This is a genomic window from Salinimicrobium terrae DSM 17865 (genome assembly GCF_000424665.1).
GTDB classification, from domain to species: Bacteria; Bacteroidota; Bacteroidia; order Flavobacteriales; family Flavobacteriaceae; genus Salinimicrobium; species Salinimicrobium terrae.
Map to the genome: position 1 here is coordinate 1 of NZ_AUKI01000003.1, position 21975 is coordinate 21975.

A 21975-nucleotide genomic window follows, 5' to 3' on the forward strand; every position below is an offset into this window, starting at 1 on the left:
TGTCGGGTACTGAAATAAGTTGACCGTTTTACGGAGTTTTAAACAACTCAGTATTATGGCAAATCTACAAGATTTTTCCAAAGAAGCTTCTAATCGAGTAAATCGTTATTTTAGTAAAAGCTTTAAGCGTAAAAAAGTTCAAGAGATTGAAAAGAATATTTCCACTGTTGCCGAGATTTGCAGGGAATATGAAGTGTCTACAACGGCAGTTTATAAATGGTTATATAAATATTCTCGCAATCGCAAACGTGGTGTAAAACAAGTTGTAGAACTTATGAGCGATACCCATAAATTAAAAGATCTAAAAGCCAGGATCCGCGAACTGGAACAAATGCTTGGTCAAAAGCAATTTGAGATTGAGTTCAAGGATAAGATGATCGATATTGCAGAGGAGATGTATGATATCGACATCAAAAAAAAACTAGGTTCCAAACCCTTACCTGGTTCTGGCTCCACAGGGAAAGCCACCGATGGAAAATGAACCAGATCTATCGTTGGATGGGCACCACAAAGCAGAACATTCATCAGCGGCTCAATAGAGAATTAAAAAGAGCTGAGGAGAAAGAGCAATTAAAAGTAGTTCTGCAGCAGGTAAGAGAAGATCATCCGGATATGGGCTGCAAGGTTCTCTACAGAAAGATAAAGCCTCAGACTTTGGGGAGAGATAAGTTCTTTGAGTTTTACCGCAGTTACGGATTTAAGGTAACTCCACAAAAATGCTTTAGAAGGACAACTGATAGCACTGGAGTTATACGATTCCCTAATTTAGTTACGGGTCGGGAGTTGACAGGTGTAAACCAGGTTTGGGTGAGTGATATAACCTACTATGAGACGAACAGTAAGTTTTACTATCTCACCTTTATCATGGACCAATACTCCAGAAGAATAATTGGTTATAGTGCAAGTAGAACTCTAAGAACAGAAGATACTACTATACCGGCACTGAAGATGGCTTTAACACGTATCAAAGGCGATGAGCCAGTAAAACCAATTATTCACTCCGATGGTGGTGGCCAGTACTACAGCAAAGAGTTCTTAAGCTTAACAACAGGAAGTTTAAGAAATAGTATGTGTGAAACTGTGTATGAAAATCCTCATGCCGAGAGGATCAATGGAATCATTAAGAATAAGTATCTAAAGGGATACAATCCCATCAACTATGATAGTTTGAATAAGAAATTAGATAAAGCTGTGTACATGTACAACCATGAAAAACCTCATAGTTCCATTCATCATTTTACACCGGTAGAATACGAAACGAGATTAAACAAAGAATTAGTAACTTTAAATTAAATAGGATCATAAACCAACTTCTAAAAATGATCAACTCTATTTAGGACTCCACACTCCTTTAACCTTAAACTTTAAACTTTGAACTTTGAACCGGCTTAGCCCGTAATTTCCTGAATCAGCTGCAAATAATGCTGCCGATCTTTCACAAAATCCAGTTCAGAAATGTCGATAATCTTCACATTAAGTCCCGGCTGAGATTTGATGAAGGAGAGATAACTGCGGTTAATATTAGCAAGATAATCGGCTTCTATATTCTGCTCGTAATCCCGGCCGCGCTTTTTAATATTTTCAAGTAATCTTTCGGTATTTTGGTAGAAATAGACGTAAAGATCGGGTTTTACCAGCTCCTTGTACATAAGGTTGAATAGTTTCTGGTAAAGGGAATACTCATCTTCATGAAGCGTTATCTTGGCAAAAATGAGGGACTTGAAAACATCATAATCTGAAACCACGAAATCTTTAAAAAGATCGTATTGCGCAAGATCATCCGAAAGTTGCTGATACCTGTCGGCTAAAAATGACATTTCCAGCGGAAAAGCATATCGGGATTTATCTTCGTAAAACTTCGGAAGGAAAGGATTATCCTTAAACCGCTCCAGGATGAGCTTTGCATTAAAATCTTCGGACACCATGGTGGCAAAACTGGTCTTTCCGGCACCAATATTTCCTTCCACCGCAATGTAATTAAAGCCTGAAAAAGAAAATTTCTTCGGAAGCTGAAGTTTTTCAGAAGTAAGCGTTAAACCTGATTTATCTAAGGTGTCAAAAAGCGCATTTATTTTGACATTTTTGACAGGGTGTTTTACTTCCGAAGCAATATCGGCCAATGGCGCTAAAACAAAGTTGCGATTATGCATTTCGGGATGAGGTACAGTAAGCTCTTCAGAAGTGATGACTTCCTGTTCATAGAGGACAATATCGAGATCGATTGGCCTGTTTTGATATCCCTGCCCGGTTTTTCTTTCACGGCCAAGTTTCTTCTCGATCTCCAGCAACTGTTTCAGGATCTTGTGAGGCCGGAAACGAGTGTCTACAGCAATGCAGGCATTAAGAAAAGATCTGCCTTCAAATCCCATGGCCGGAGTCTCGTAAACCCCCGAAACTGACTTTACATCTCCCGTCTTTTTCTGAATTTCTTCCACAGCCCGCTGCAAAAACTCAAGTCTGGCACCTTCATTGCTTCCCAGAGCTATAAATACAATTTTTAAAGGATTCAAGAGATCTTAAGAAAATTTTAGTAAGATGAGATAAAGTATTTCACAGCAAATTAAATAAAACAAAAGCACATACCCTTAACTTTGTTTTAAAGAGTTTCAACAAAATTAACACCTCCCGAAGCCTGCTCTTTCGAGCAGACAATTGGGAAAACGAAACTTAAAAAAGTATACAATGAAAAAATTTTTAAAAATATTCGGAATTGTTCTGGGAGTGATCCTTCTTTTGTTATTCTTAACTCCTTTCCTGTTTGAAAAACAGCTAAAGGACCTGGTGCAGGACACAATCAATAAAAACGTTAATGCCGAGGTAACCTTTGAAGATATTGACCTGAGTATTTTCAGAAATTTTCCCGATGCTACACTTGTCATTGAAAACCTTAAGGTCATCAACGAAGCTCCTTTTGCGGGCGACACTCTGGCTTTAAGCGAAGAAGTCATGCTCCAAATGTCAATTAAGGAACTTTTTAAAAGCGGCAATGAACCTAAAAAAATTGATGCCCTAAGGATTGACAATACTTTTCTCAATATTATGGTTGATACCCTGGGAAACAACAACTATGATATTGCCATTCAGGATACAATTACTACCACAACCTCACAGGGTGGCGGCTTTAGCTTTGACGTGGAACATTATGAAATCAATAATTCGCGGGTGAATTATGTCGATAAAGGCTCCAAAATAAGATTGTTTGTTGAAGATCTTGATCACCGGGGAACCGGCGATTTTTCGGCCGCAACTTCTACTCTCAGCACTTATTCCAATGCTCTCGTGAGCTACGAAATGGACAGCGTGAATTACCTTGACCGAAACAAGGTGCTATTGGAAGCAGATTTTAAAATGGACCTTGAAAAAATGAGATATACTTTTCTTGAGAATGAGGCGCTAATAAATCAGCTTCCGCTCACTTTTGATGGTTATGTGCAGATCAATGAAGAAAACAATGAAGTCGATCTGAGTTTTAAAACTCCAACTTCCTCTTTTAAAAACTTCCTGGCGGTAATGCCCGACGAGTATTCCAAAAATATTGAAGACGTGGAAACCAGCGGGGATTTCGTAGTAGATGGATTCATCCGCGGAATTGTGGACGAAACTTATATCCCTAAGATGGAGATCAATATTGCTTCCAATAATGCTGCCTTTAAATATCCCGATTTACCAAAAGCGGTTGAAGATATCACTATTGCAGCTGTACTGAAAAATGATACCGGCCTGGCCGAAGATACTTACGTCAATATAGATCGTCTAAATTTCCGCATAGATCAGGATGCATTTAGTGCCAACGGAAGCATTAGAAATCTTACCGGCAACATGCTGGTAAACATGGCCCTTCAGGGAACAATTAATCTTTCGAACATCACCAGGGCTTATCCGCTGGAACTGGAGCAGGACCTCAACGGAATTGTTACTGCCGATCTTACAACGACCTTTGATATGGATTCTGTAGAAAAGGAGCAGTATCAAAATGTAAAGAGCAGCGGTACGGCGACTATAACAGATTTTAGTTATACCTCCCCCGAAATTCCGAATGAGGTAAAACTGGCAACTGCCCGCTTAAGATTTAATCCTGGTACAGTTAACCTGGAAAACACACTTTTAACTACGGGACAAACAGATCTTGCTGTATCTGGTACCATTCAAAACCTGATGGGTTATTTATTTACAGACCAGAAGCTGAAAGGGAATTTCACTGCTACTTCCAATACTTTTTCTGTCAATGATTTTATGGTGAAGGAAACTATTGTAGAAGGAGAAGAAAATCAACCGGCCACCACTGCCGAGATCGCGGGAGATGAAGCGATTAGGATTCCGTCATTTTTGGATGCTAATATTGACTTCACTGCAGATCGTGTATTGTATGATAACCTCGTACTTGAGAACACCAGCGGAAGTCTGAGAATAGTCGATGAAGCGGCCACCCTCGCCAATGTTTCGTCCAGTATCTTTAACGGAGACATCCTGTTGAACGGGGTTGTCTCTACCAGGGATGCCATTCCCAACTTTTCGATGCAGCTTGAATTACAGTCTATAGACATTGTGAATGCTTTTAAAGACATGGAGCTGTTAAGAAATCTTGCACCTATTGCCCAGGCTTTGCAGGGGGAACTAACCACGAATATTGATTTGAGAGGAAATTTAAATGATGATCTTACGCCGCAGTTACAGACTCTTGCCGGTAGTGCTCTTGCGGAAATACTTGGGGCAAGAGTAAATCCCGAACAAACTCCGCTGCTTTCACAACTCGACCAAAGTCTCACCTTTATTGATCTCAACGATCTAAATCTAAAAGACCTCGAGACAAGATTAACTTTCAATAATGGCCAGGTAGAAGTGCAGCCCTTTGATTTCGATATTAAAGGAATTAAAGGACGGGCGTCGGGATCCCATGGATTTGATATGGATATGAACTACGATGTGGCTTTGGAAATTCCGGCTAGATATTTAGGAAGTCAAATTGGCAATACCCTCTCACGTCTTAGTGCTCAGGAACAGGAGAATATGACTGTAGGTTTACCTGTGAATATTACCGGAAGCTTTACTAATCCTAACATCAACCTCAACATGCAGCAGGCGGTAAATAATCTTACCCAGCAAATTATAGCAACTCAAAAGGAAACGCTGAAGGAAAAAGGTCGGGATGTGCTGAGTGACATCATTAGCGGCGGACAAAGTAAAGACACCACAGCTGCAGGGAGCCCTACTCAAAACGATTCAGTTAGAAAAACTCCAAATGAAGCAGTTAAAGAAACTGCGAGAGATATTCTGGGCGGAATTTTAGGTGGTGCCAGAAAGAAAAAAGACACTACAAGCAATCAATAATTACTTTAGGGACAAAGTCACATTAAAGCCTTCGTGTTTTCGAACGTTGAAGACCATCCCATCTTCAAAGATAAGGTATTGCCCTTTTATGCCTTTAAGAACCCCCTCGTAAAATGGCACTTTTGCGAGGTTGAGGGTTTTACACTTTGCGGGATAACTCAAAACCGGAAATTTAATTTCCAGCTCTTTTGAATTTGCAAGATAGTAGTCTTGAACTTCTGTGGGTAAATATTGTCGCATATCATCCCGTATTGCTGCGAGATCAAGATCCTTGAGGTCGTTGGTAAGCATGCTGCGCCAATTGGTTTTATCTGAAAGATGTTCCTTTAAAGCAACTTCTGTTATTCCGGCGAGATAGCGGTTAGGAACCTCTACCACCTCAATGGCCTCGTGCGCTCCCTGATCGATCCAGCGGGTAGGAATCTCACTTTTCCGTGTCACTCCCACTTTCACGTTACTCGAATTGGCAAGATATACCACGTGTGGCTGCAGCTGAACTTTCTTTTCAAACTCCAGATCCCGGTGTTCCTGGTCGAGATGGGCTTTACTTAGCTCTGGCCGAATCACCCATTCACCCATTTCGGGACGTTCCATAAAGCAATTGTAACAAACCCCATTGGCGAAAATCTTCTTTTTTTTGAGGCAGCCGGTACATTCGTAGTTAAGAAAGTTTATCTCCAGCCGCTTATCGAGAACCTGGTTCAGGTTTAAAAAATCCTGCTCAAAAATGAGATAATACTGAACTGTTTCGTTAAGTTCGGTTTTCATTTTAGTAAGCACACCCTCGTAAGTCATAGAAAAGAAAATTATATCGCAGGCTAATTTTTTGCCAGCTGTAAGAATAGTTTTAATTTTAACCGGTTGCATCCCGTTTTGAAGGGGCTAAAGATAATAAGAAAAAATGCCAATTCCGTTAGTACATTCTGTAGCTTCCTGGTTCCTCAAGAAGCGAATCCATCAAATGGAATTATTCATGAAATACCCCTGTGAGGTGCAATTCGAGCTTCTTAAAAAACTTGTGCAAAAAGCAAAAGATACTGAAGTTGGAAGACAGTATGATTTTGCTTCCATAAAGACTTATGAAGACTTCGCAAAACGTATTCCTATACAACAATATGAAGATTTTGAACCGCAAATAGAGCGCAGCCGCCGGGGTGAAACCAATATTTTCTGGCCTACGCCTATCAAGTGGTTTGCAAAATCAAGTGGTACAACCAATGCCAAGAGTAAATTTATCCCTGTAAGCGATGACTCACTTGAAAATTGCCATTATGCTGCAGGAAAAGATATGCTATGCATGTACCTCAATAACAATCCTGGTTCGCAGTTATTCAGCGGAAAAAGTCTGAGACTCGGGGGCAGCAAGGAACTATACAGCCGCAACGGCACACAGTTTGGGGATCTATCGGCGATTCTAATAGATAATATGCCTTTTTGGGCTGCATACAGCAGCACACCGAGCAACGAAATTTCCCTGATGAGCAACTGGGAGGTGAAAATGCCCGCGATAGTGAATGAGACTATTAAAGAAAATGTTACCAGCCTTGCGGGAGTTCCCTCATGGATGCTGGTACTTCTTAACAATGCTCTTGAAGCTTCAGGGCGGAATAATCTGTTTGAGATATGGCCCAATCTTGAAGTTTACTTCCACGGCGGAGTAAATTTTGCACCCTATGTAGATCAATATCAAAAGATCCTGCCCTCGAACAGCTTTAGATACTTTGAGATCTATAATGCTTCGGAAGGTTTCTTTGCCATTCAGGACTCAAACGACTCAAAAGAATTGTTACTGATGCTCGACTACGGTGTATTCTATGAGTTTATTCCGATGGAGAGCTACGCAACTCCTGAAGAAAAGGTAATCCCCCTTTCTGAAGTAGAATTAGGAAAGAATTACGCCGTACTCATTACCACAAATGCGGGGCTATGGCGCTATAAGATTGGTGATACCGTACGATTTACTTCGCTTGCTCCTTATCGAATCAAGATCACGGGCAGAACCAAACATCATATTAATGTATTTGGTGAAGAACTTATCATTGAAAACGCCGATGAGGCCCTTAGAAAAGCCTCTCAACAAACAGATTGTGAAATTGTGGATTATACTGCAGCACCGGTGTTTATGCACGGCAGGCAAAAAGGGGCTCATGAATGGATCATTGAATTCAAAACTCCTCCCCGGGATTTTGATTTCTTTGTGCAATGCCTGGATAAACATTTGCAGAATATCAATAGCGATTATGAAGCAAAACGTTTCAACAACATGACCCTGAATCTTCCTAAAGTTCATTTAGCAAGGAAAAAGCTGTTTTATGACTGGCTCAAGAAAAAGGACAAACTCGGGGGGCAGCACAAAATCCCGCGGCTTTCTAATCAACGTTCTTATGTTGAGGAGCTCCTGGAAATGAATGGATAGATCTCAGATCATAGAAATGAGATTTTAGACTTGAGATAAGAGATTTAGTCGTTTTCACCGTGTAATATAAGGAAACAAAAAAGCAGAACCCTTTCAGAGTTTGGAGCTCTGAAAGGGTTCATTTTAAAAACCTGCAAGGCCGGAATAAAGACTTGCAGGTTAAATTAATTTCTTTTCCTTCAGGATTACAATTCCTTCGAGACTTTGGCTACCGCCGCAATGGTAGCATCAAGATCATCATAAGTAAGTGCATCTGTAATAAACCAAGTCTCGAAAGCACTTGGAGCAATGTATATTCCTTCTTCTAACAGACCATGGAAAAACTTTTTAAAGCTGTCGTTATTTCCTTTAGCTGCCGAAGCAAAATCTTTCACCTCATCTTCAGCAAAATGTACAGAGATCATAGAACCCTGGCGGTTAATCGTGTGCACCACATTATTCTGCTTTAATACCTTGCTTAATCCCTGGTGCAGGTAAGCTGTCTTTTCTTCAAGACGGGAATAGATGCCATGATCTGCATTAAGTTCCTTTAGCATTGCCAATCCTGCAGCCATCGCCAATGGATTCCCGCTTAGCGTCCCTGCCTGATAAACCGGACCCACAGGAGCCAGGTAATCCATAATTTCATTGCGTGCGGCAAATGCACCTACGGGTAGCCCCCCTCCAATTACTTTTCCAAAGCAAACTATGTCGGCATTTACGCCGTATACTTCCTGAGCACCTCCTTTTGCAAGTCGGAAGCCGGTCATCACCTCATCAAAAATAAGCAGTACTTCATGTTCATCGCACAGCTGCCGAAGACCTTCCAAAAATCCCTTTTTTGGAGGGATACATCCCATGTTTCCCGCAACCGGCTCAAGAATTATACAGGCAACTTCACCTTTATTGGATTCAAGCAGTTGCTTCACATTTTCAAGGTCATTAAAAGTCGCCAACAAAGTATCTTTTGCAGTTCCTTTTGTAACTCCGGGGCTATTGGGTGTACCAAATGTCACGGCTCCACTTCCCGCCTGGATCAAAAATGAATCACTATGCCCATGATAGCAGCCGGCAAATTTGATGATCTTATCCCTGTTTTTGAATCCTCGGGCGAGACGTACAGCACTCATTGTAGCCTCGGTTCCCGAATTCACCATTCGAATCTTCTCAATATTGGGCACCATAGAAACGGCAAGTTCTGCGATGGTGGTTTCTATCTGAGTGGGCGTACCGAAAGAAGTTCCTTTTTTGGCTTTTTCCACTACTGCGTTGACTACCGGTTCAAAGGCATGGCCAAGAATAAGGGGACCCCAGGAGTTAATATAATCAATGTATTTATTCCCATCTTCATCATATAGATAGGCGCCTTTAGCTTCTTTCATAAATATTGGTTCCCCGCCAACGGCCGAAAATGCCCGCACCGGCGAATTCACTCCCCCGGGAATTACTTCTTTAGCTGCAGTGAATAACTCGCTGCTTCTTTTATAGATCATATTATTGTTTTAAGGGGTCACTAGTAGTGTCTGGCCAATGCCAATGTTAGTGCCTTTTAGTTTATTTATTTTTTGTAGTTGCTCAACTGTAAGGTTATGTCTTTTAGCAATAGAATATAGGGTATCCCCTTGCTGCACAGTATAAGCTCTGGCTACAGAATTTCCGGAAGTTACCGACTCGGTATAGACTACCACCTCTCTCGCGGGTGTATCACCGTCATACAAATAAAGTTGATATCTCTCGATAATGCTTATAAGTTTCTCCGGATACCTCCTGTCGGTAGCATAACCTGCGGCTCTAAGGCCACGGGCCCAACCTTTATAATCTGCGAGTTCAAGATCAAAAAGTGCAGCATAACGCTTCCTTTCGGCCAGGAAAAGCGAATGATCCCGGAAAGAATATTTAGGATCTTTATATTTTCTAAAACACTCCTGGGAGCGATCATCATCATGATATACTTTACCACCGGTCCAGCCATGACATTTTATCCCAAAATGGTTATTGGCTCTACGGGTCAATTCCCCCTCGCCTGCACCCGATTCCAGGATTCCCTGAGCAAGAGTGATACTGGCAGGAATCTTATAAAGTTCCATCTCCTCCTGTGCCATAGGTGCATAAAGTTCTATATACCTTGCAACCTTGTCGGTGTAAGTACCGGGCGTGGGTGAATGCTTTCCTGCCGTGCTTTTTCTGTTTTCTTTATTAGAAGCCTTTTTACCTGTCCCACAGGAAACCGTGAAGATTAGGAGAAAAAGTACAAAAATTCTAATTGCAACTTTCATCATAGGTCAAAATTGGAGGTAGATTTCTCATTTTTAACACCTTGTTCATACCCGAAATTCCCTGAAGCCCCCCGGTATGAATGGCTAAAATACGAGTATTTTTCAAGAAATATCCTGTCTCTGCCAGATCAAAGATCCCGTACATAAGTTTTGCGGTATAAACAGGATCTAACTGTATCCCATACTTACTTCGGAAGTTGTTCATAAATTCGATAAGCTTTTCATCCACTTTAGCATAACCACCAAAATGATAATCTGGTATAATCTTCCAGTTATTTTTTTTGCTGAACCGTTGGATCTCCGGTTTTAAAAAGTCACCTTTCAAAGCCGGAAACCCCAGAATCTGCTGATGTTCTTCTGATGAATTTATGAGTCCGCTAATGGTTCCTCCGGTTCCAATCGCACAGCAAATTGTATCATATTCTGCATCTTCAGGAGTTAAAATTTCCTCACATCCTTTTACAGCCAGCTCGTTTGTACCTCCTTCGGGCACCAGGTAAAAATCGCCGAACTTCTTCCGCAAGTCTTCAAGAAATGCTTCTGAAGTTTTGTTTCTGTAATCACTTCGGTTTATAAAATGTAGTTTCATTCCGCAGTGAGAAGCAAACCTCAACGTAGAATTCTCCTGAAGGGTCTTCTCCAGATCCTCTCCCAATTCCTCACCTCTAATTAATCCAATGGTTTTGAAGCCCGATAGTTTTCCGGCGGCCGCGGTAGCAGCAATATGGTTCGAAAAAGCCCCTCCAAAAGTGAGCAGGATTTGCCTTTTTTGAGAGGTAGCTTCAGCGATGTTGTACTTCAGCTTTCTGAATTTATTTCCTGAAACTTCAGGATGCAACAGATCTTCCCGCTTCATAAAAATGGAAACACCTTCAATTTCAGTAATAAACTGACTTGGGATTTGGGGAGGTGCGGTGTATAAATTCTTGATGTCGCTCATATTAATTTCTGAATGCCTTCAGTAAAACAGGTGCAAATATTAAGAACTAATTATAAGAAAGAAAGCTCAGTTTCTCAAAAAGTATCTTTAATTTCTACAAACGAGTCGTGAATGAAGATCAGAAAAAATAAGAAATGAGAAAATTTGATGCAATTATTATAGGCACAGGCCAGGCGGGACCTCCCCTTGCTTCCAGTATGGCTAAAAACGGAAAAAAAGTTGCCATTATTGAAAAAAGCGAACTTGGTGGTACTTGTGTGAATACCGGTTGTACACCTACTAAGGCTTACGTGGCTTCGGCCAGGAGAGCATTTATTGCAAAAAACAGCCGGGAAATGGGCGTGAGCATTGAAGGAGAAGTAAATGTAGATCTAAAAAAGATCAAAGCCCGGAAAGACAAATTGATTTCAGATTCTCATGAGGGACTGGAAAAAATGTTTGAAAACGAGAAAAACATCAGCCTTATTGGCGGAAAAGCAGTTTTTGTGGACAACCACACAATACAAGTCAACGGAGAAAAACTTTCGGCCGAAAAGATTTTCATTAATGTTGGCGGAAGGCCGCGTATTCCGGAAAATTTTAAGGACGTTAATTACCTTACAAACCGCACTATGCTGGAACTGGAAGAAATCCCTGAGAATCTGGTCATTGCAGGCGGCGGCTATGTTGGTCTCGAGTTCGGGCAGATGTTTAGTCGCTTTGGAAGTAAAGTCACTATCCTGGAGCGCGGTACACAGTTAATGAAAAAAGAGGACGATGACATTGCGGAAGCCATAACCGGAATCATCAAAGACAGTGGCATTAAGGTCCTACTGAATTCAAATTGCATAAAAGGCACCCAACGGGAAGGGGAGATCGTTTTGACTTATGATTGTGAAGAAGGCGCCAAGGAGATAAAAACTCCCCATCTTCTGCTGGCTGCGGGAAGGGTTCCTAATACAGATGATTTAGGACTGGAAAATACAGGAGTGAAAATGGATGAAAAAGGTTTTATAAAAGTTAATGATCAGCTTCAAACAACGGTTTCTCATATCTGGGCGCTTGGAGACTGCAATGGAGAAGGTGGCTTCACCCATACGGCTTATAATGACTACCAAATTGTGAATTCTCATCTTTCTGAGGAGAAAAAAAGGAAGCTTTCTGACAGGTTTCTCTGCTATGCCGCTTATATTGATCCGCCGCTGGCAAGGGTGGGACTGAATGAAAAACAGATAAAAGAAAAAGGTATAAAAGCTAAAGTTGCAGAGATGCAAATGAAAAATGTGGCCAGGGCAAAGGAAAAAGGAGAGACATCAGGAAAGCTTAAGATCTTTATTGAGGCGGAGACAGACAAAATACTGGGAGCAATATTCCTGGGAACAGGAGCAGATGAATTTATCCACACTGTCCTTGACCAGATGTATGCCGGCGCTTCTTATAAAGTGATGCGGGATGCTATCCACATTCATCCTACCGTGAGCGAACTTATTCCCACCATGTTGGAGAATTTAAAGGACCTGTAGGTCAAGTGTACAGGTCAAAACCTGTATTACAAATATTTCCTGTAATTCCAGAAAGGTCTGTTCGAGATGTAATTAAGATCTTTTTCATTGGCATAGGCCTCCCGCTCAAAACAGATCTTGTTGTAGGCTTTATAGGAATCCCTGTACTTGATAAGGCGAATAAAATATTCAAAAAAGTACCAGATAAAGAAGAAAATGATAAGCAGCTCTACCTGCTGTTTGAGGTGAATGCGCTCGTGGTTCATAAAAACGGAATTGTTCTTCAGCTCTTTCCGCTTCACAACTATAAACGGCCACAACACCACACCGTCAAAGTGTTTGGCAAGAATAAATTTATTTACCACCACGAACATAAGGGCAAGATAAGAAAATGCTATTTTTGTAATATGAGTTTTTTAAAGAAAAAAATTCCGCTTGAGGAAGGGGACTTTTATATTACTCCCGAAGGCTACCGCTGCTTTACCGAACAATACCACCTCAAAAGGGGCTACTGCTGTGAAAGCGGCTGCCGCCACTGCCCTTACGGCTTCAATAAGAAAACCAACCAACAGAAAAAATAATTCTATATGGACTTCAAAAATGCCATTTTAGAAGGTATTCCCAATACTTTACCGGCTGCAAAAGAGTATGATCCTACTGTAAATCACGCACCAAAACGCAAAGACATCCTTTCGGCTGAAGAAAAGAAACTGACTCTTCGGAATGCCCTGAGATATTTTGATAAGAGTCATCACGAGGAGCTGCTTCCGGAATTTCGTCACGAGCTGGAAACCTACGGCAGGATCTATATGTACCGTCTTCGTCCCGATTACGACATGTACGCCCGACCTATTTCTGAATATCCCGGAAAATGCGAGCAGGCAAAAGGCATTATGCTCATGATCCAGAACAACCTGGATCCGAAGGTGGCACAGCATCCGCACGAACTGATTACCTACGGGGGCAATGGAGCGGTTTTTCAGAATTGGGCGCAGTACCGGCTGGTGATGAAATACCTGGCTGAAATGACCGAAGAACAAACTCTGGTCATGAATTCCGGTCATCCCCTGGGTCTTTTTCCTTCCCATCCCGATGCTCCACGCGTAGTAGTTACTAATGGAATGATGATCCCGAACTATTCAAAACAGGATGACTGGGAAAAATTTAATGCCCTGGGAGTAACGCAATATGGACAAATGACTGCTGGAAGCTATATGTATATAGGTCCGCAGGGAATTGTTCACGGCACCACCATCATCGTGCTTAATGCCCTTCGAAAAATAGCGAAAACCTCTACTTCTCCAGAGGGCACAGGTATCAAAAAAGGTACTTTGGGCGAGGGTTCTTTATTTGTTACCTCTGGGTTGGGGGGAATGAGCGGTGCACAACCCAAAGCCGGGAATATTGCAGGCTGTATTACAGTTTGCGCCGAAGTGAATCCCAAAGCTGTGGAAACCCGCCACTCTCAGGGTTGGGTTGATGAAGTTGTCCAAGACCTCGATGTGCTGGTGCAAAAAGTGACCGAAGCTAAGGCTGAAGGAAAAATTATTTCATTCGCTTACCTGGGAAATGTGGTGGAAGTATGGGAGAAATTTGATGAAGAAAATATTCATATTGATCTGGGTAGCGACCAGACTTCTCTGCACAATCCATGGGCGGGTGGCTATTATCCCGTAGGTATAAGTTTTGAGGAAGCAAATGAATTGATGAGTTCCGATCCGGAGAAATTTAAAGAAAAGGTTCGGGAAAGTCTGCGCAGACAAACCGAGGCCATCAACCGCCACACCAAAAAAGGGACCTACTTCTTTGACTACGGAAATGCCTTTTTGCTGGAAGCTTCAAGAGCCAGCGCAAAGATCTATAAAGATGAAGAAGGCAATTTTGTAAATGGAACTTCAGCCGGAGAAGACAAAGATTTTGCCTATCCCAGTTACGTGCAGGATATCATGGGACCTATGTGTTTTGATTACGGGTTCGGACCTTTCCGCTGGGTATGTGCTTCGGGAAAAGAAGAGGATTTGGAAAAAACAGATCAAATTGCCAGGGAGGTGCTTCAGAAGTTAAAACAAGATGCGCCGGAGGAAATTCAGCAGCAAATGCAGGATAATATCAAGTGGATCGAAGGTGCCGGGGCCAATAAACTTGTAGTGGGTTCTCAGGCTAGAATTCTTTATGCCGATGCCGTGGGGCGTATAGAAATCGCAAAGGCTTTTAATAAAGCTATCGAAAAAGGGGAAATTGGAACGGTAATTTTGGGAAGGGATCATCACGATGTTTCGGGAACCGATTCTCCTTACCGTGAAACCTCCAATATTTACGACGGCTCCCGCTATACAGCCGATATGGCGATTCAAAATGTCATTGGCGACAGCTTTAGAGGCGCAACCTGGGTAAGTATTCACAACGGCGGCGGAGTTGGCTGGGGCGAGGTAGTCAACGGCGGATTCGGTATGGTTCTTGAGGGTAATAAGGAGTCGGAGAGGCGACTAAACTCTATGTTATTTTGGGATGTAAATAATGGGATCGCAAGAAGATCCTGGGCGCGCAATGAAGGTGCCATATTTGCAATTAAACGGGCGATGGAAACAGAACCCCGTTTAAAGGTTACCATTCCTAACATGGTCGATGACCGTCTACTGGACACTTAACCTAAAAACACTTATAATATGAGAGCGATTAAACTTACTTCGGTACTCGTTCTGTTCGTGCTGGTAATGACTTCTTGTAATACCGTAAAAGTAGCGACAGATTACGACAGGGATGTTAACTTCTCGCAGTACGAGACCTATGCCTTTTTTAAGCCCGGAATTGACAAAGCCGAGATCTCCGATCTTGACAAGAAAAGAATATTAAGGGCTATAGACGAGGAAATGCAGGAAAAAGGCTTTATGAAGTCCGATAATCCCGATTTACTGGTAAGCATTTTCACCAAGACTGAAAAAAATATCAATATTTACAACAATCCATACGGGTATGGTTATGGATGGGGATGGCACCCCTGGTATTGGGGTACAGGTTATAATACCGTGAATTCTACTACAGAAGGAACTTTATACATTGATCTGGTAGATGCCGAAAAGAAAGAATTGGTTTGGCAGGGAATGGGAACTGCAGCCCTTTCCACTAAAGTGGAACAAAAACAGGAAAGGATCAATGAGATTGTTGAAGAGATCCTGGAAAAATATCCGCCATCTCTTAATTAAATTTCAGCCCCCTGAATTGAAGCCGCTAAACATGAATAATTTAGCGGCTTTTTTATTTCCTGAAAGGCTATTCTAAAGAAAATCAAGGCTTTGCAAACTTAATATTTTTGTATCTTTAAGTCCTGTTCATTTTATAAATCTATGGAACAAGAATTTGAATCAAACGAGATAATTGACAGGCTTCCGGCACACCTGAAGCAATTCATAAAACCTCAAAATTATGAAGACTACACCCCTATTAACCAGGCGGTGTGGAGATATGTAATGCGGAAGAACGTTGACTATCTGAGCCGGGTTGCCCACTCTTCTTATCTTGATGGTCTAAAGCAGACAGGAATCTCTATCGATCATATTCCCAACATGTACGGGATGAACAGGATCCTGAAGGAAATTGGCTGGGCCGCAGTAGCGGTTGATGGGTTTATTCCGCCGGCAGCTTTTATGGAGTTTCAGGCATTTAATGTACTGGTCATTGCCAGTGATATAAGACAGCTGGACCACATTGAATATACACCGGCACCCGACATCATCCACGAAGGTGCAGGCCATGCACCTATTATCGCAAATCCCGAATATGCAGAATATCTGCGTCGCTTTGGAGAAATAGGTTGTAAGGCAATCTCCAGCGCAAAAGATTACGAGATCTATGAAGCTATTCGTCATCTTTCAATAATTAAAGAAGCCGAAGACACTCCCGAAGAAGAAATCAAAACCGCCGAAAAGAGGGTGGATGAACTGCAGAATGACCAGCGCGAGCAAAGTGAAATGGCCCAAATAAGGAACCTGCACTGGTGGACCGTGGAATACGGGCTTATAGGAACACCCGAAAATCCCAAGATCTACGGCGCCGGACTTCTTTCCTCAATTGGCGAAAGCACCTGGTGTATGACAGGCAAGGTGAAGAAAATTCCATACGATATTAGTGCTGCGCAACAGGAATTCGATATTACAAAACCTCAGCCCCAGTTGTACGTAACTCCCGACTTTGCTCACCTTAGTCTGGTACTGGAGCAGTTTGCCAATAAAATGGCTCTACGCGTGGGCGGACTTGAAGGGCTGCAAAAGCTTATCAATTCAAAAAATTTAGGAACTATAGAACTCAGTACCGGGATCCAGATCTCAGGAAAATTCACGCGGGTTATCAAAAATGACGGAAAACCCGTGTATTTCCAAACCACAGGAGAGACTGCTTTAGCTTCCAGGGAAAAAGAACTGGTAGGTCACGGGAAAGAAAATCATCCCGATGGTTTTGGATCTCCTGTAGGTAGGCTGAAAGGAATTAACCTTGCCATTGAAGATATGAGTCCGCTCGATCTTAGGGCATACGATATTTACGAAGGGGAGCAGGTCAATTTCGAATTTGAAGGCGGTATAAATGTAAAAGGAGAAATTATTACCGGCACCAGGAATCTACAGGGAAAGATCATTTTAATTAGTTTGAAGAATTGCACCGTCACCTGGAAAGATGAAGTCCTATTTAAACCTGAATGGGGAAATTACGACATGGCCATAGGTAAAGAGGTAATCTCGGCCTTTGCAGGTCCTGCAGATGCTAAATCCTTCAATTTGATCACTCATACTCCCTCCTCCACTACAATTAAAAGTAAAAAAACCCCTGAGCGGGAAGAGCTTGAATCACTGTATGAATCGGTTCGGAATATCAGGCAGGGAAAGAACACTAAATTCTCATTGGTTGCAGCTTTTGATCTTGTAAAGAAATATCATCCAAAAGACTGGCTTCTTTCAGTTGAAATTTTTGAGTTGACAAGCAATAAGGATGAAAAACTGGCTTCCGAAGTGCTGGAACATCTTGAAGATGTAAAGCAAAGAAGACCCGATGTTGCACATCTAATCGATAACGGAATTGGACTTGTAAAGCCCGAACTGGTGACCGGATAATTACAGTTTAAGCTCCTGCATTTCGCCGTCAGCACTAAATTCCTGATTGTTATAAGTAAGGGTCCAGCCGAGGGTATTCGTAAGAATATATATCTTTTGCAGCTCGCTTATCAGCCGGTTTTTAGCGTTTGATTTAAGACCGGAATTTTCCACCTTTTCCCGCGTAGATTTATTGATGCGCTTTTTTATCTTGTTGTAATCCTCTGCACTAAACTGGTTGAGATAATCCTGGGTGATGTCATAATATTTGATGTCGGGATAGATATTAATCTCCTCTTCGGGAATATGTTTGATATGCACCGTCTTATTTTCCACATCAACCTCGGTTACAAGTTTACTGAGATCATAGGCCACCGTAGCTTTTGTATTTACGATAATAAGTGCCCGCTTACGTGCAGGGAGTACATCTAAAAACCTGTTTTTGGTATCCTTATAGGTAAAAACCTGCGAAAAAGTACCCTCGGTCACCACAAGCTTTCCAACATTTTTAATCTGCTGCTGAATCATTGCCGTACTCTCCTCCAGGCGGTCTCTTTCCGCATTGCGGTTTTCAAAATAGCGCCAGGCCAGGAAAATGATCAGCACCGCAAGGGCACCCACGATATACTTCTTCATGTTCTAAAAATACGAATTAGGAGAGCGCTTTTTTCCAAGAAAATGTGAAGATTTCCCTCAGAACCTGATTTCAGGCACTTCTTCCTGAAGTTTCCCGATCTTTTCCTGAAGATCTCTGCGGAATTTTTTGTGTGCTTCGGAAGTTTCATTAAAAGGCCGGTGCAAAAGCCCTTTTTGGATGGTATCCACCTTCTTCATTATGGCTGAAGCTTCTGAAGGAATCCACGCTTCCTGAAATTTCTCCCAAATATAATCCACAGCCGTTCGATTAGGATGCACCATATCTTCCGCATAAAATCTGTAATCCCGAAGTTCATCCATCATGATCTCATAAGACGGAAAATAAGAACAGTGACTTTCAGAAGCCACTATTTCCTGAATCGCAGTGATCAATTTCGCCTTACTTAGCTGATTGTCCACAAATCCATCCTTAAGGTGCCTCACAGGAGAGACCGTAAAAATAATCTGTGCTAAAGGATTAATCTCTCTCACAATTTCTGAACAACCAAAAAGAGCACTTTTAACCTCTGTTATTTCCTTGCTGAAATTAGATTGCGGCACCTTATGGCAATTTGCCACAAACTCATTGGTTTCTTTAAGTCTATAGCCCCATGAAGTTCCCGGGGTTATCACCACATGAGTCGCCGACAATAAGAATTGATGTGTTTCCTCCACAGCAGCATTCAAATTCCTCAGAATATCCTCTTTTTCAACAGAATTAAGATCTGAATGTGCTTCGTAGCAATGCCAGGCTTCATTGTGGTAAAAAATATCTTCTTCAGTAAAAACATGTTGCGTTTTTACCCTTTTTAGGAAGTTATGAATTGCAGCAGGATGGAAGAGAATTCCAAATGGATTGAGCAGTTGCTCAAATTTAAAATATTCCAGCTTCTTCCCGATATTCTCAACAAAACAGGATCCCAAAAGCAGCACTTTTGAAGAGTAACCAATTTTCGGTTCCTGGGATTTAATAGGAATTTGGGTACGGAATTCCATCTTCTAATTTTGGTTGACCTGCAAGGTTTTGAGAACCTTGTAGGTCTTATTTTTGGAAAAATATCAACTCAAACCTTCAAGGTTAAAAAAAACCTTGCCGGTTATGTATAGTTAGACCTTTCATGGTTTGAAACCCTGAAAGGGTTGATCATACATTTACTTTACAAACTCTTCAGCCTTTTGCAGCGCTTCATTAAGTCCGGCGGGATTTTTACCTCCGGCTGTGGCGTAGAAGGGTTGTCCGCCGCCGCCGCCCTGGATGTATCGCCCTAATTCTTTAACAACTTTTCCCGCATTCAATCCTTTTTCCTCTACCAGATTTTTGGAAATATAGCAGGAAAGCATGGCTTTTTCGTCCTGTTGTGTCCCAAAAAGAAGAAAAAGATTGTCCATTTCATCTCCTAACTGGAAGGAAAGATCTTTGATTCCGCCCATATCCAGATCTACTTGTTGAGCCAAAAAGTTAACTCCGTTGATCTCTTTGATCTGGCTTTTTAAATCTCCTTTCAGGTTTTTAGCCTTGTCGCGAAGCAGGGATTCAATTTGTTTTTTGAGTTCTGCATTTTCTTCCTGCAGATTTACCACGACTTTCACCGGATCCTGAGCATTTTTAAGAACTGCTTTTAATTCTGCAAAAGCTTCAGTTTGATTAGCAAAATATTCTCTTGCAGCTTCATTCGTAATCGCTTCGATCCTTCTTATTCCAGATGCCACAGCACCTTCAGAAATTATTTTAAAATGCCAGATATCTGAAGTGTTTCCAACATGGGTTCCACCGCAGAGTTCCATGGATTTCCCGAAACGAACTGCACGAACCTTATCCCCGTATTTCTCTCCAAAAAGGGCAATGGCACCGTCATTTATTGCTTCCTGATAGGTCATTTCGCGATTATCAACCAATGGAAGTTTCTCGGCAATTCTGGAATTAACAAAATCCTCTACCTGCTTTAATTCTTCAGAAGAAACTTTGCTGAAGTGGGAGAAATCAAATCGCAAATAATCACTTTGTACCATAGAACCTTTCTGCTCCACGTGAGTACCGAGGATATCTCTCAAAGCCTGGTGCAGTATATGCGTGGCACTATGGTTGGCTGCAATTCTTGCCCGCTGCGCCACATTCACCTTGGCCGTAAAAGTACCAGTGATATCTTCGGGCAATTCTTTAATAAGGTGGATGATAAGATTGTTTTCCTTACGGGTGTCTAAAATGTAATTTACACTCCCATTTTTGGACTCCAGAGTTCCTTTGTCCCCTACCTGGCCTCCGCCTTCAGGATAAAAAGGCGTTTGACTGAAAACCAATTGATAAAGCTCTCCTTCTTTTTTTGATTCCACTTTGCGGTAGCGTAGGATCTCTACATCGGCTTCGAGATTGTCGTAGCCAACAAAACCTTCGGTCTCTGCATCCTTCACTACCTGCCAGTCCCCGGAAGTTACTTTGGATGCATTTCTGGAACGATCTTTTTGCTTCTGAAGTTCTTCCTCAAAACCTTTTTGATCAAGACTATACCCTTTTTCGCTTAAAATTAGCGCGGTAAGGTCAATAGGAAATCCATAAGTGTCGTATAATTCAAATGCCTTTTTACCTGATACATTTTTGTCTTTACTCTCCTTCATAACCTGATCCAGCATCACCAATCCCTGATCGAGGGTGCGTAGAAAGGAATTTTCTTCCTCTCTTATTACGTTTGTAATTAAATTCTGCTGGGAACGCAGTTCAGGAAATGCTTCTCCCATTTGAGCGGCAAGGGTTTCTACCAATTTGTAAACGAATGGTTCCTTTTGATTTAGAAAAGTAAATCCATAACGAATAGCTCTTCTTAGAATTCGGCGAATCACATAACCGGCTCCGCCGCTGCCGGGGAGCTGACCATCAGCAATGGCAAAGGATACCGCCCTCACGTGATCTGCAATTACGCGAACTGCAATATCGGTTTCCTCATCTTTTCCGTATTCTGAACTGGTGGTTTCGCTGATCTTTTTAATCAGAGGAGTAAAAACATCTGTATCGTAATTTGATTTCACGCCTTGCAACGCCATACAAAGACGCTCAAAGCCCATTCCTGTATCCACGTGCTTTTCGGGCAGCTTTTCGAGAGAGCCATCAGCTTTCCGGTTGAACTGGATAAAAACCAGATTCCAGATCTCCACTACCAGCGGGTGATCATTGTTGACCAAGTCTCTTCCGGGGGTTTTCGCTTTATCTTCAGCAGACCTTAGATCGACGTGGATTTCAGAAGATGGTCCGCAGGGACCCTGATCGCCCATTTCCCAAAAGTTGTCTTTTTTATTTCCGTAGATGATGCGGTCTTCAGAGATGATCTGCTTCCAAAGCTCCAAAGCCTCTTTGTCCAGGGGAAGATCCTCTTCCTCGTTCCCTTCGAAAACGGAAATGTAAAGGTCCTCCTTTGGCAATTTATAAACTTCAGTAAGTAATTCCCAGGCCCAGCTAATCGCTTCTTTTTTGAAATAATCGCCAAAACTCCAGTTCCCCAGCATCTCAAACATGGTATGGTGGTAGGTATCCTTACCAACCTCTTCGAGGTCATTATGTTTTCCGCTCACACGAAGGCACTTCTGGGTATCGGCAATTCGACGATCTTTGGGAGTACCGTTGCCTAAAAAATATTCCTTGAACTGGTTCATCCCTGCATTCGTGAACATTAGTGTAGGATCATCCTTTACCACCATGGGTGCCGAAGGAACTACGCTGTGGGACTTACTTTGGAAAAATTCGAGGAATTTAGAACGTATCTCCTGGGATCTCATGAAAAGTTAAAATTTTTATATTATGCTGTCGGAAAAACAATTTTTATATTTGTTCGTTTCTCAAGCTGAAAGT

18 protein-coding genes are annotated in these 21975 nt (G+C 41.9%); 9 read left to right on the forward strand and 9 right to left on the reverse strand.

Features of this window, described 5'->3' with window-relative positions; translation table 11 throughout:
* The first annotated feature begins 55 nt into the window (after window positions 1-55).
* The gene (locus H148_RS16995; RefSeq protein ID WP_051286109.1) at window positions 56-481 is read left to right on the forward strand and encodes a transposase; all 426 of its coding nucleotides are present in this window, start codon (window positions 56-58) and stop codon (window positions 479-481) included.
* Entirely contained in the window at window positions 478-1293 is an 816-nt protein-coding gene (locus H148_RS0101070) for a DDE-type integrase/transposase/recombinase (RefSeq protein ID WP_029033139.1), read from the forward strand. Before H148_RS16995 ends, H148_RS0101070 begins: the two co-directional genes overlap by 4 nt.
* A gap of 95 nt (window positions 1294-1388) precedes the next feature.
* Here the strand turns inward: H148_RS0101070 and folK are convergent, their stop codons facing one another.
* Entirely contained in the window at window positions 1389-2510 is a 1122-nt protein-coding gene (gene folK, locus H148_RS0101075; RefSeq protein WP_029033140.1) for a 2-amino-4-hydroxy-6-hydroxymethyldihydropteridine diphosphokinase, read from the reverse strand.
* Between the two features lie 172 nt (window positions 2511-2682).
* Here folK and H148_RS0101080 point away from each other — a divergent pair, with 172 nt between their 5' ends.
* Window positions 2683-5328 carry an AsmA family protein gene (locus H148_RS0101080; protein WP_029033141.1) on the forward strand — a complete coding sequence of 882 codons (2646 nt, stop codon included), beginning with the start codon at window positions 2683-2685 and terminating at the stop codon, window positions 5326-5328.
* On the opposite strand, the gene H148_RS0101085 is transcribed toward H148_RS0101080, so the two are convergent.
* The gene (locus tag H148_RS0101085) at window positions 5329-6123 is read right to left on the reverse strand and encodes a DUF2797 domain-containing protein (protein ID WP_029033142.1); all 795 of its coding nucleotides are present in this window, start codon (window positions 6121-6123) and stop codon (window positions 5329-5331) included.
* A gap of 106 nt (window positions 6124-6229) precedes the next feature.
* Here H148_RS0101085 and H148_RS0101090 point away from each other — a divergent pair, with 106 nt between their 5' ends.
* Entirely contained in the window at window positions 6230-7744 is a 1515-nt protein-coding gene (locus H148_RS0101090) for a GH3 auxin-responsive promoter family protein (protein ID WP_029033143.1), read from the forward strand.
* Between the two features lie 185 nt (window positions 7745-7929).
* On the opposite strand, the gene hemL is transcribed toward H148_RS0101090, so the two are convergent.
* The 3 genes from hemL to H148_RS0101105 are packed head-to-tail and all read right to left on the reverse strand — an operon-like array spanning window position 7930 to window position 10939.
* A complete protein-coding gene (gene hemL, locus H148_RS0101095; RefSeq protein WP_029033144.1) occupies window positions 7930-9216 on the reverse strand; it encodes a glutamate-1-semialdehyde 2,1-aminomutase in 1287 nt (428 codons plus the stop codon).
* Window positions 9217-9225: 9 nt separating this feature from the next.
* Window positions 9226-9999 carry a glucosaminidase domain-containing protein gene (locus H148_RS0101100; protein ID WP_083961532.1) on the reverse strand — a complete coding sequence of 258 codons (774 nt, stop codon included), beginning with the start codon at window positions 9997-9999 and terminating at the stop codon, window positions 9226-9228.
* The gene (locus tag H148_RS0101105; protein ID WP_029033146.1) at window positions 9983-10939 is read right to left on the reverse strand and encodes a 1-aminocyclopropane-1-carboxylate deaminase/D-cysteine desulfhydrase; all 957 of its coding nucleotides are present in this window, start codon (window positions 10937-10939) and stop codon (window positions 9983-9985) included. The genes H148_RS0101100 and H148_RS0101105 overlap by 17 nt, the downstream gene beginning before the upstream one ends.
* A 134-nt stretch (window positions 10940-11073) precedes the next feature.
* Between H148_RS0101105 and H148_RS0101110 the strand changes: the two genes are divergently transcribed.
* Complete coding sequence (locus H148_RS0101110; protein WP_029033147.1) at window positions 11074-12441, forward strand: FAD-containing oxidoreductase; 1368 nt, start codon at window positions 11074-11076, stop codon at window positions 12439-12441.
* A gap of 26 nt (window positions 12442-12467) precedes the next feature.
* Here the strand turns inward: H148_RS0101110 and H148_RS0101115 are convergent, their stop codons facing one another.
* The gene (locus H148_RS0101115; RefSeq protein WP_029033148.1) at window positions 12468-12794 is read right to left on the reverse strand and encodes a hypothetical protein; all 327 of its coding nucleotides are present in this window, start codon (window positions 12792-12794) and stop codon (window positions 12468-12470) included.
* A 33-nt stretch (window positions 12795-12827) separates the two neighbouring features.
* On the opposite strand from H148_RS0101115, the gene H148_RS18660 reads away from it, so the two are divergent.
* The 4 genes from H148_RS18660 (at window position 12828) to H148_RS0101135 (ending at window position 17522) form a co-directional block, all read left to right on the forward strand.
* Window positions 12828-13001 (forward strand): C1orf53 family protein, encoded by a 174-nt coding sequence (locus H148_RS18660; RefSeq protein ID WP_169578534.1) that lies wholly within the window; start codon window positions 12828-12830, stop codon window positions 12999-13001.
* A 6-nt stretch (window positions 13002-13007) separates the two neighbouring features.
* Window positions 13008-15068, forward strand: a complete 2061-nt coding sequence (locus H148_RS0101125; protein WP_029033149.1) for a urocanate hydratase — start codon at window positions 13008-13010, stop codon at window positions 15066-15068.
* 18 nt (window positions 15069-15086) lie between these two features.
* Window positions 15087-15623 carry a DUF4136 domain-containing protein gene (locus H148_RS0101130; protein WP_029033150.1) on the forward strand — a complete coding sequence of 179 codons (537 nt, stop codon included), beginning with the start codon at window positions 15087-15089 and terminating at the stop codon, window positions 15621-15623.
* 141 nt (window positions 15624-15764) lie between these two features.
* On the forward strand, window positions 15765-17522 hold the full coding sequence (locus H148_RS0101135; protein WP_029033151.1) for an aromatic amino acid hydroxylase: 1758 nt from the start codon (window positions 15765-15767) through the stop codon (window positions 17520-17522).
* On the opposite strand, the gene H148_RS0101140 is transcribed toward H148_RS0101135, so the two are convergent.
* The 3 genes from H148_RS0101140 to alaS all read right to left on the reverse strand — a co-directional run bounded on the left by H148_RS0101140 (window position 17523) and on the right by alaS (window position 21902).
* Complete coding sequence (locus tag H148_RS0101140; protein WP_029033152.1) at window positions 17523-18137, reverse strand: DUF4230 domain-containing protein; 615 nt, start codon at window positions 18135-18137, stop codon at window positions 17523-17525.
* A 57-nt stretch (window positions 18138-18194) separates the two neighbouring features.
* Window positions 18195-19133: a GSCFA domain-containing protein gene (locus tag H148_RS0101145; RefSeq protein WP_029033153.1), complete on the reverse strand. Its 939-nt coding sequence runs from the start codon at window positions 19131-19133 to the stop codon at window positions 18195-18197.
* Window positions 19134-19289: 156 nt separating this feature from the next.
* A complete protein-coding gene (gene alaS, locus H148_RS0101155) occupies window positions 19290-21902 on the reverse strand; it encodes an alanine--tRNA ligase (protein ID WP_029033154.1) in 2613 nt (870 codons plus the stop codon).
* Window positions 21903-21975: the final 73 nt, after the last annotated feature.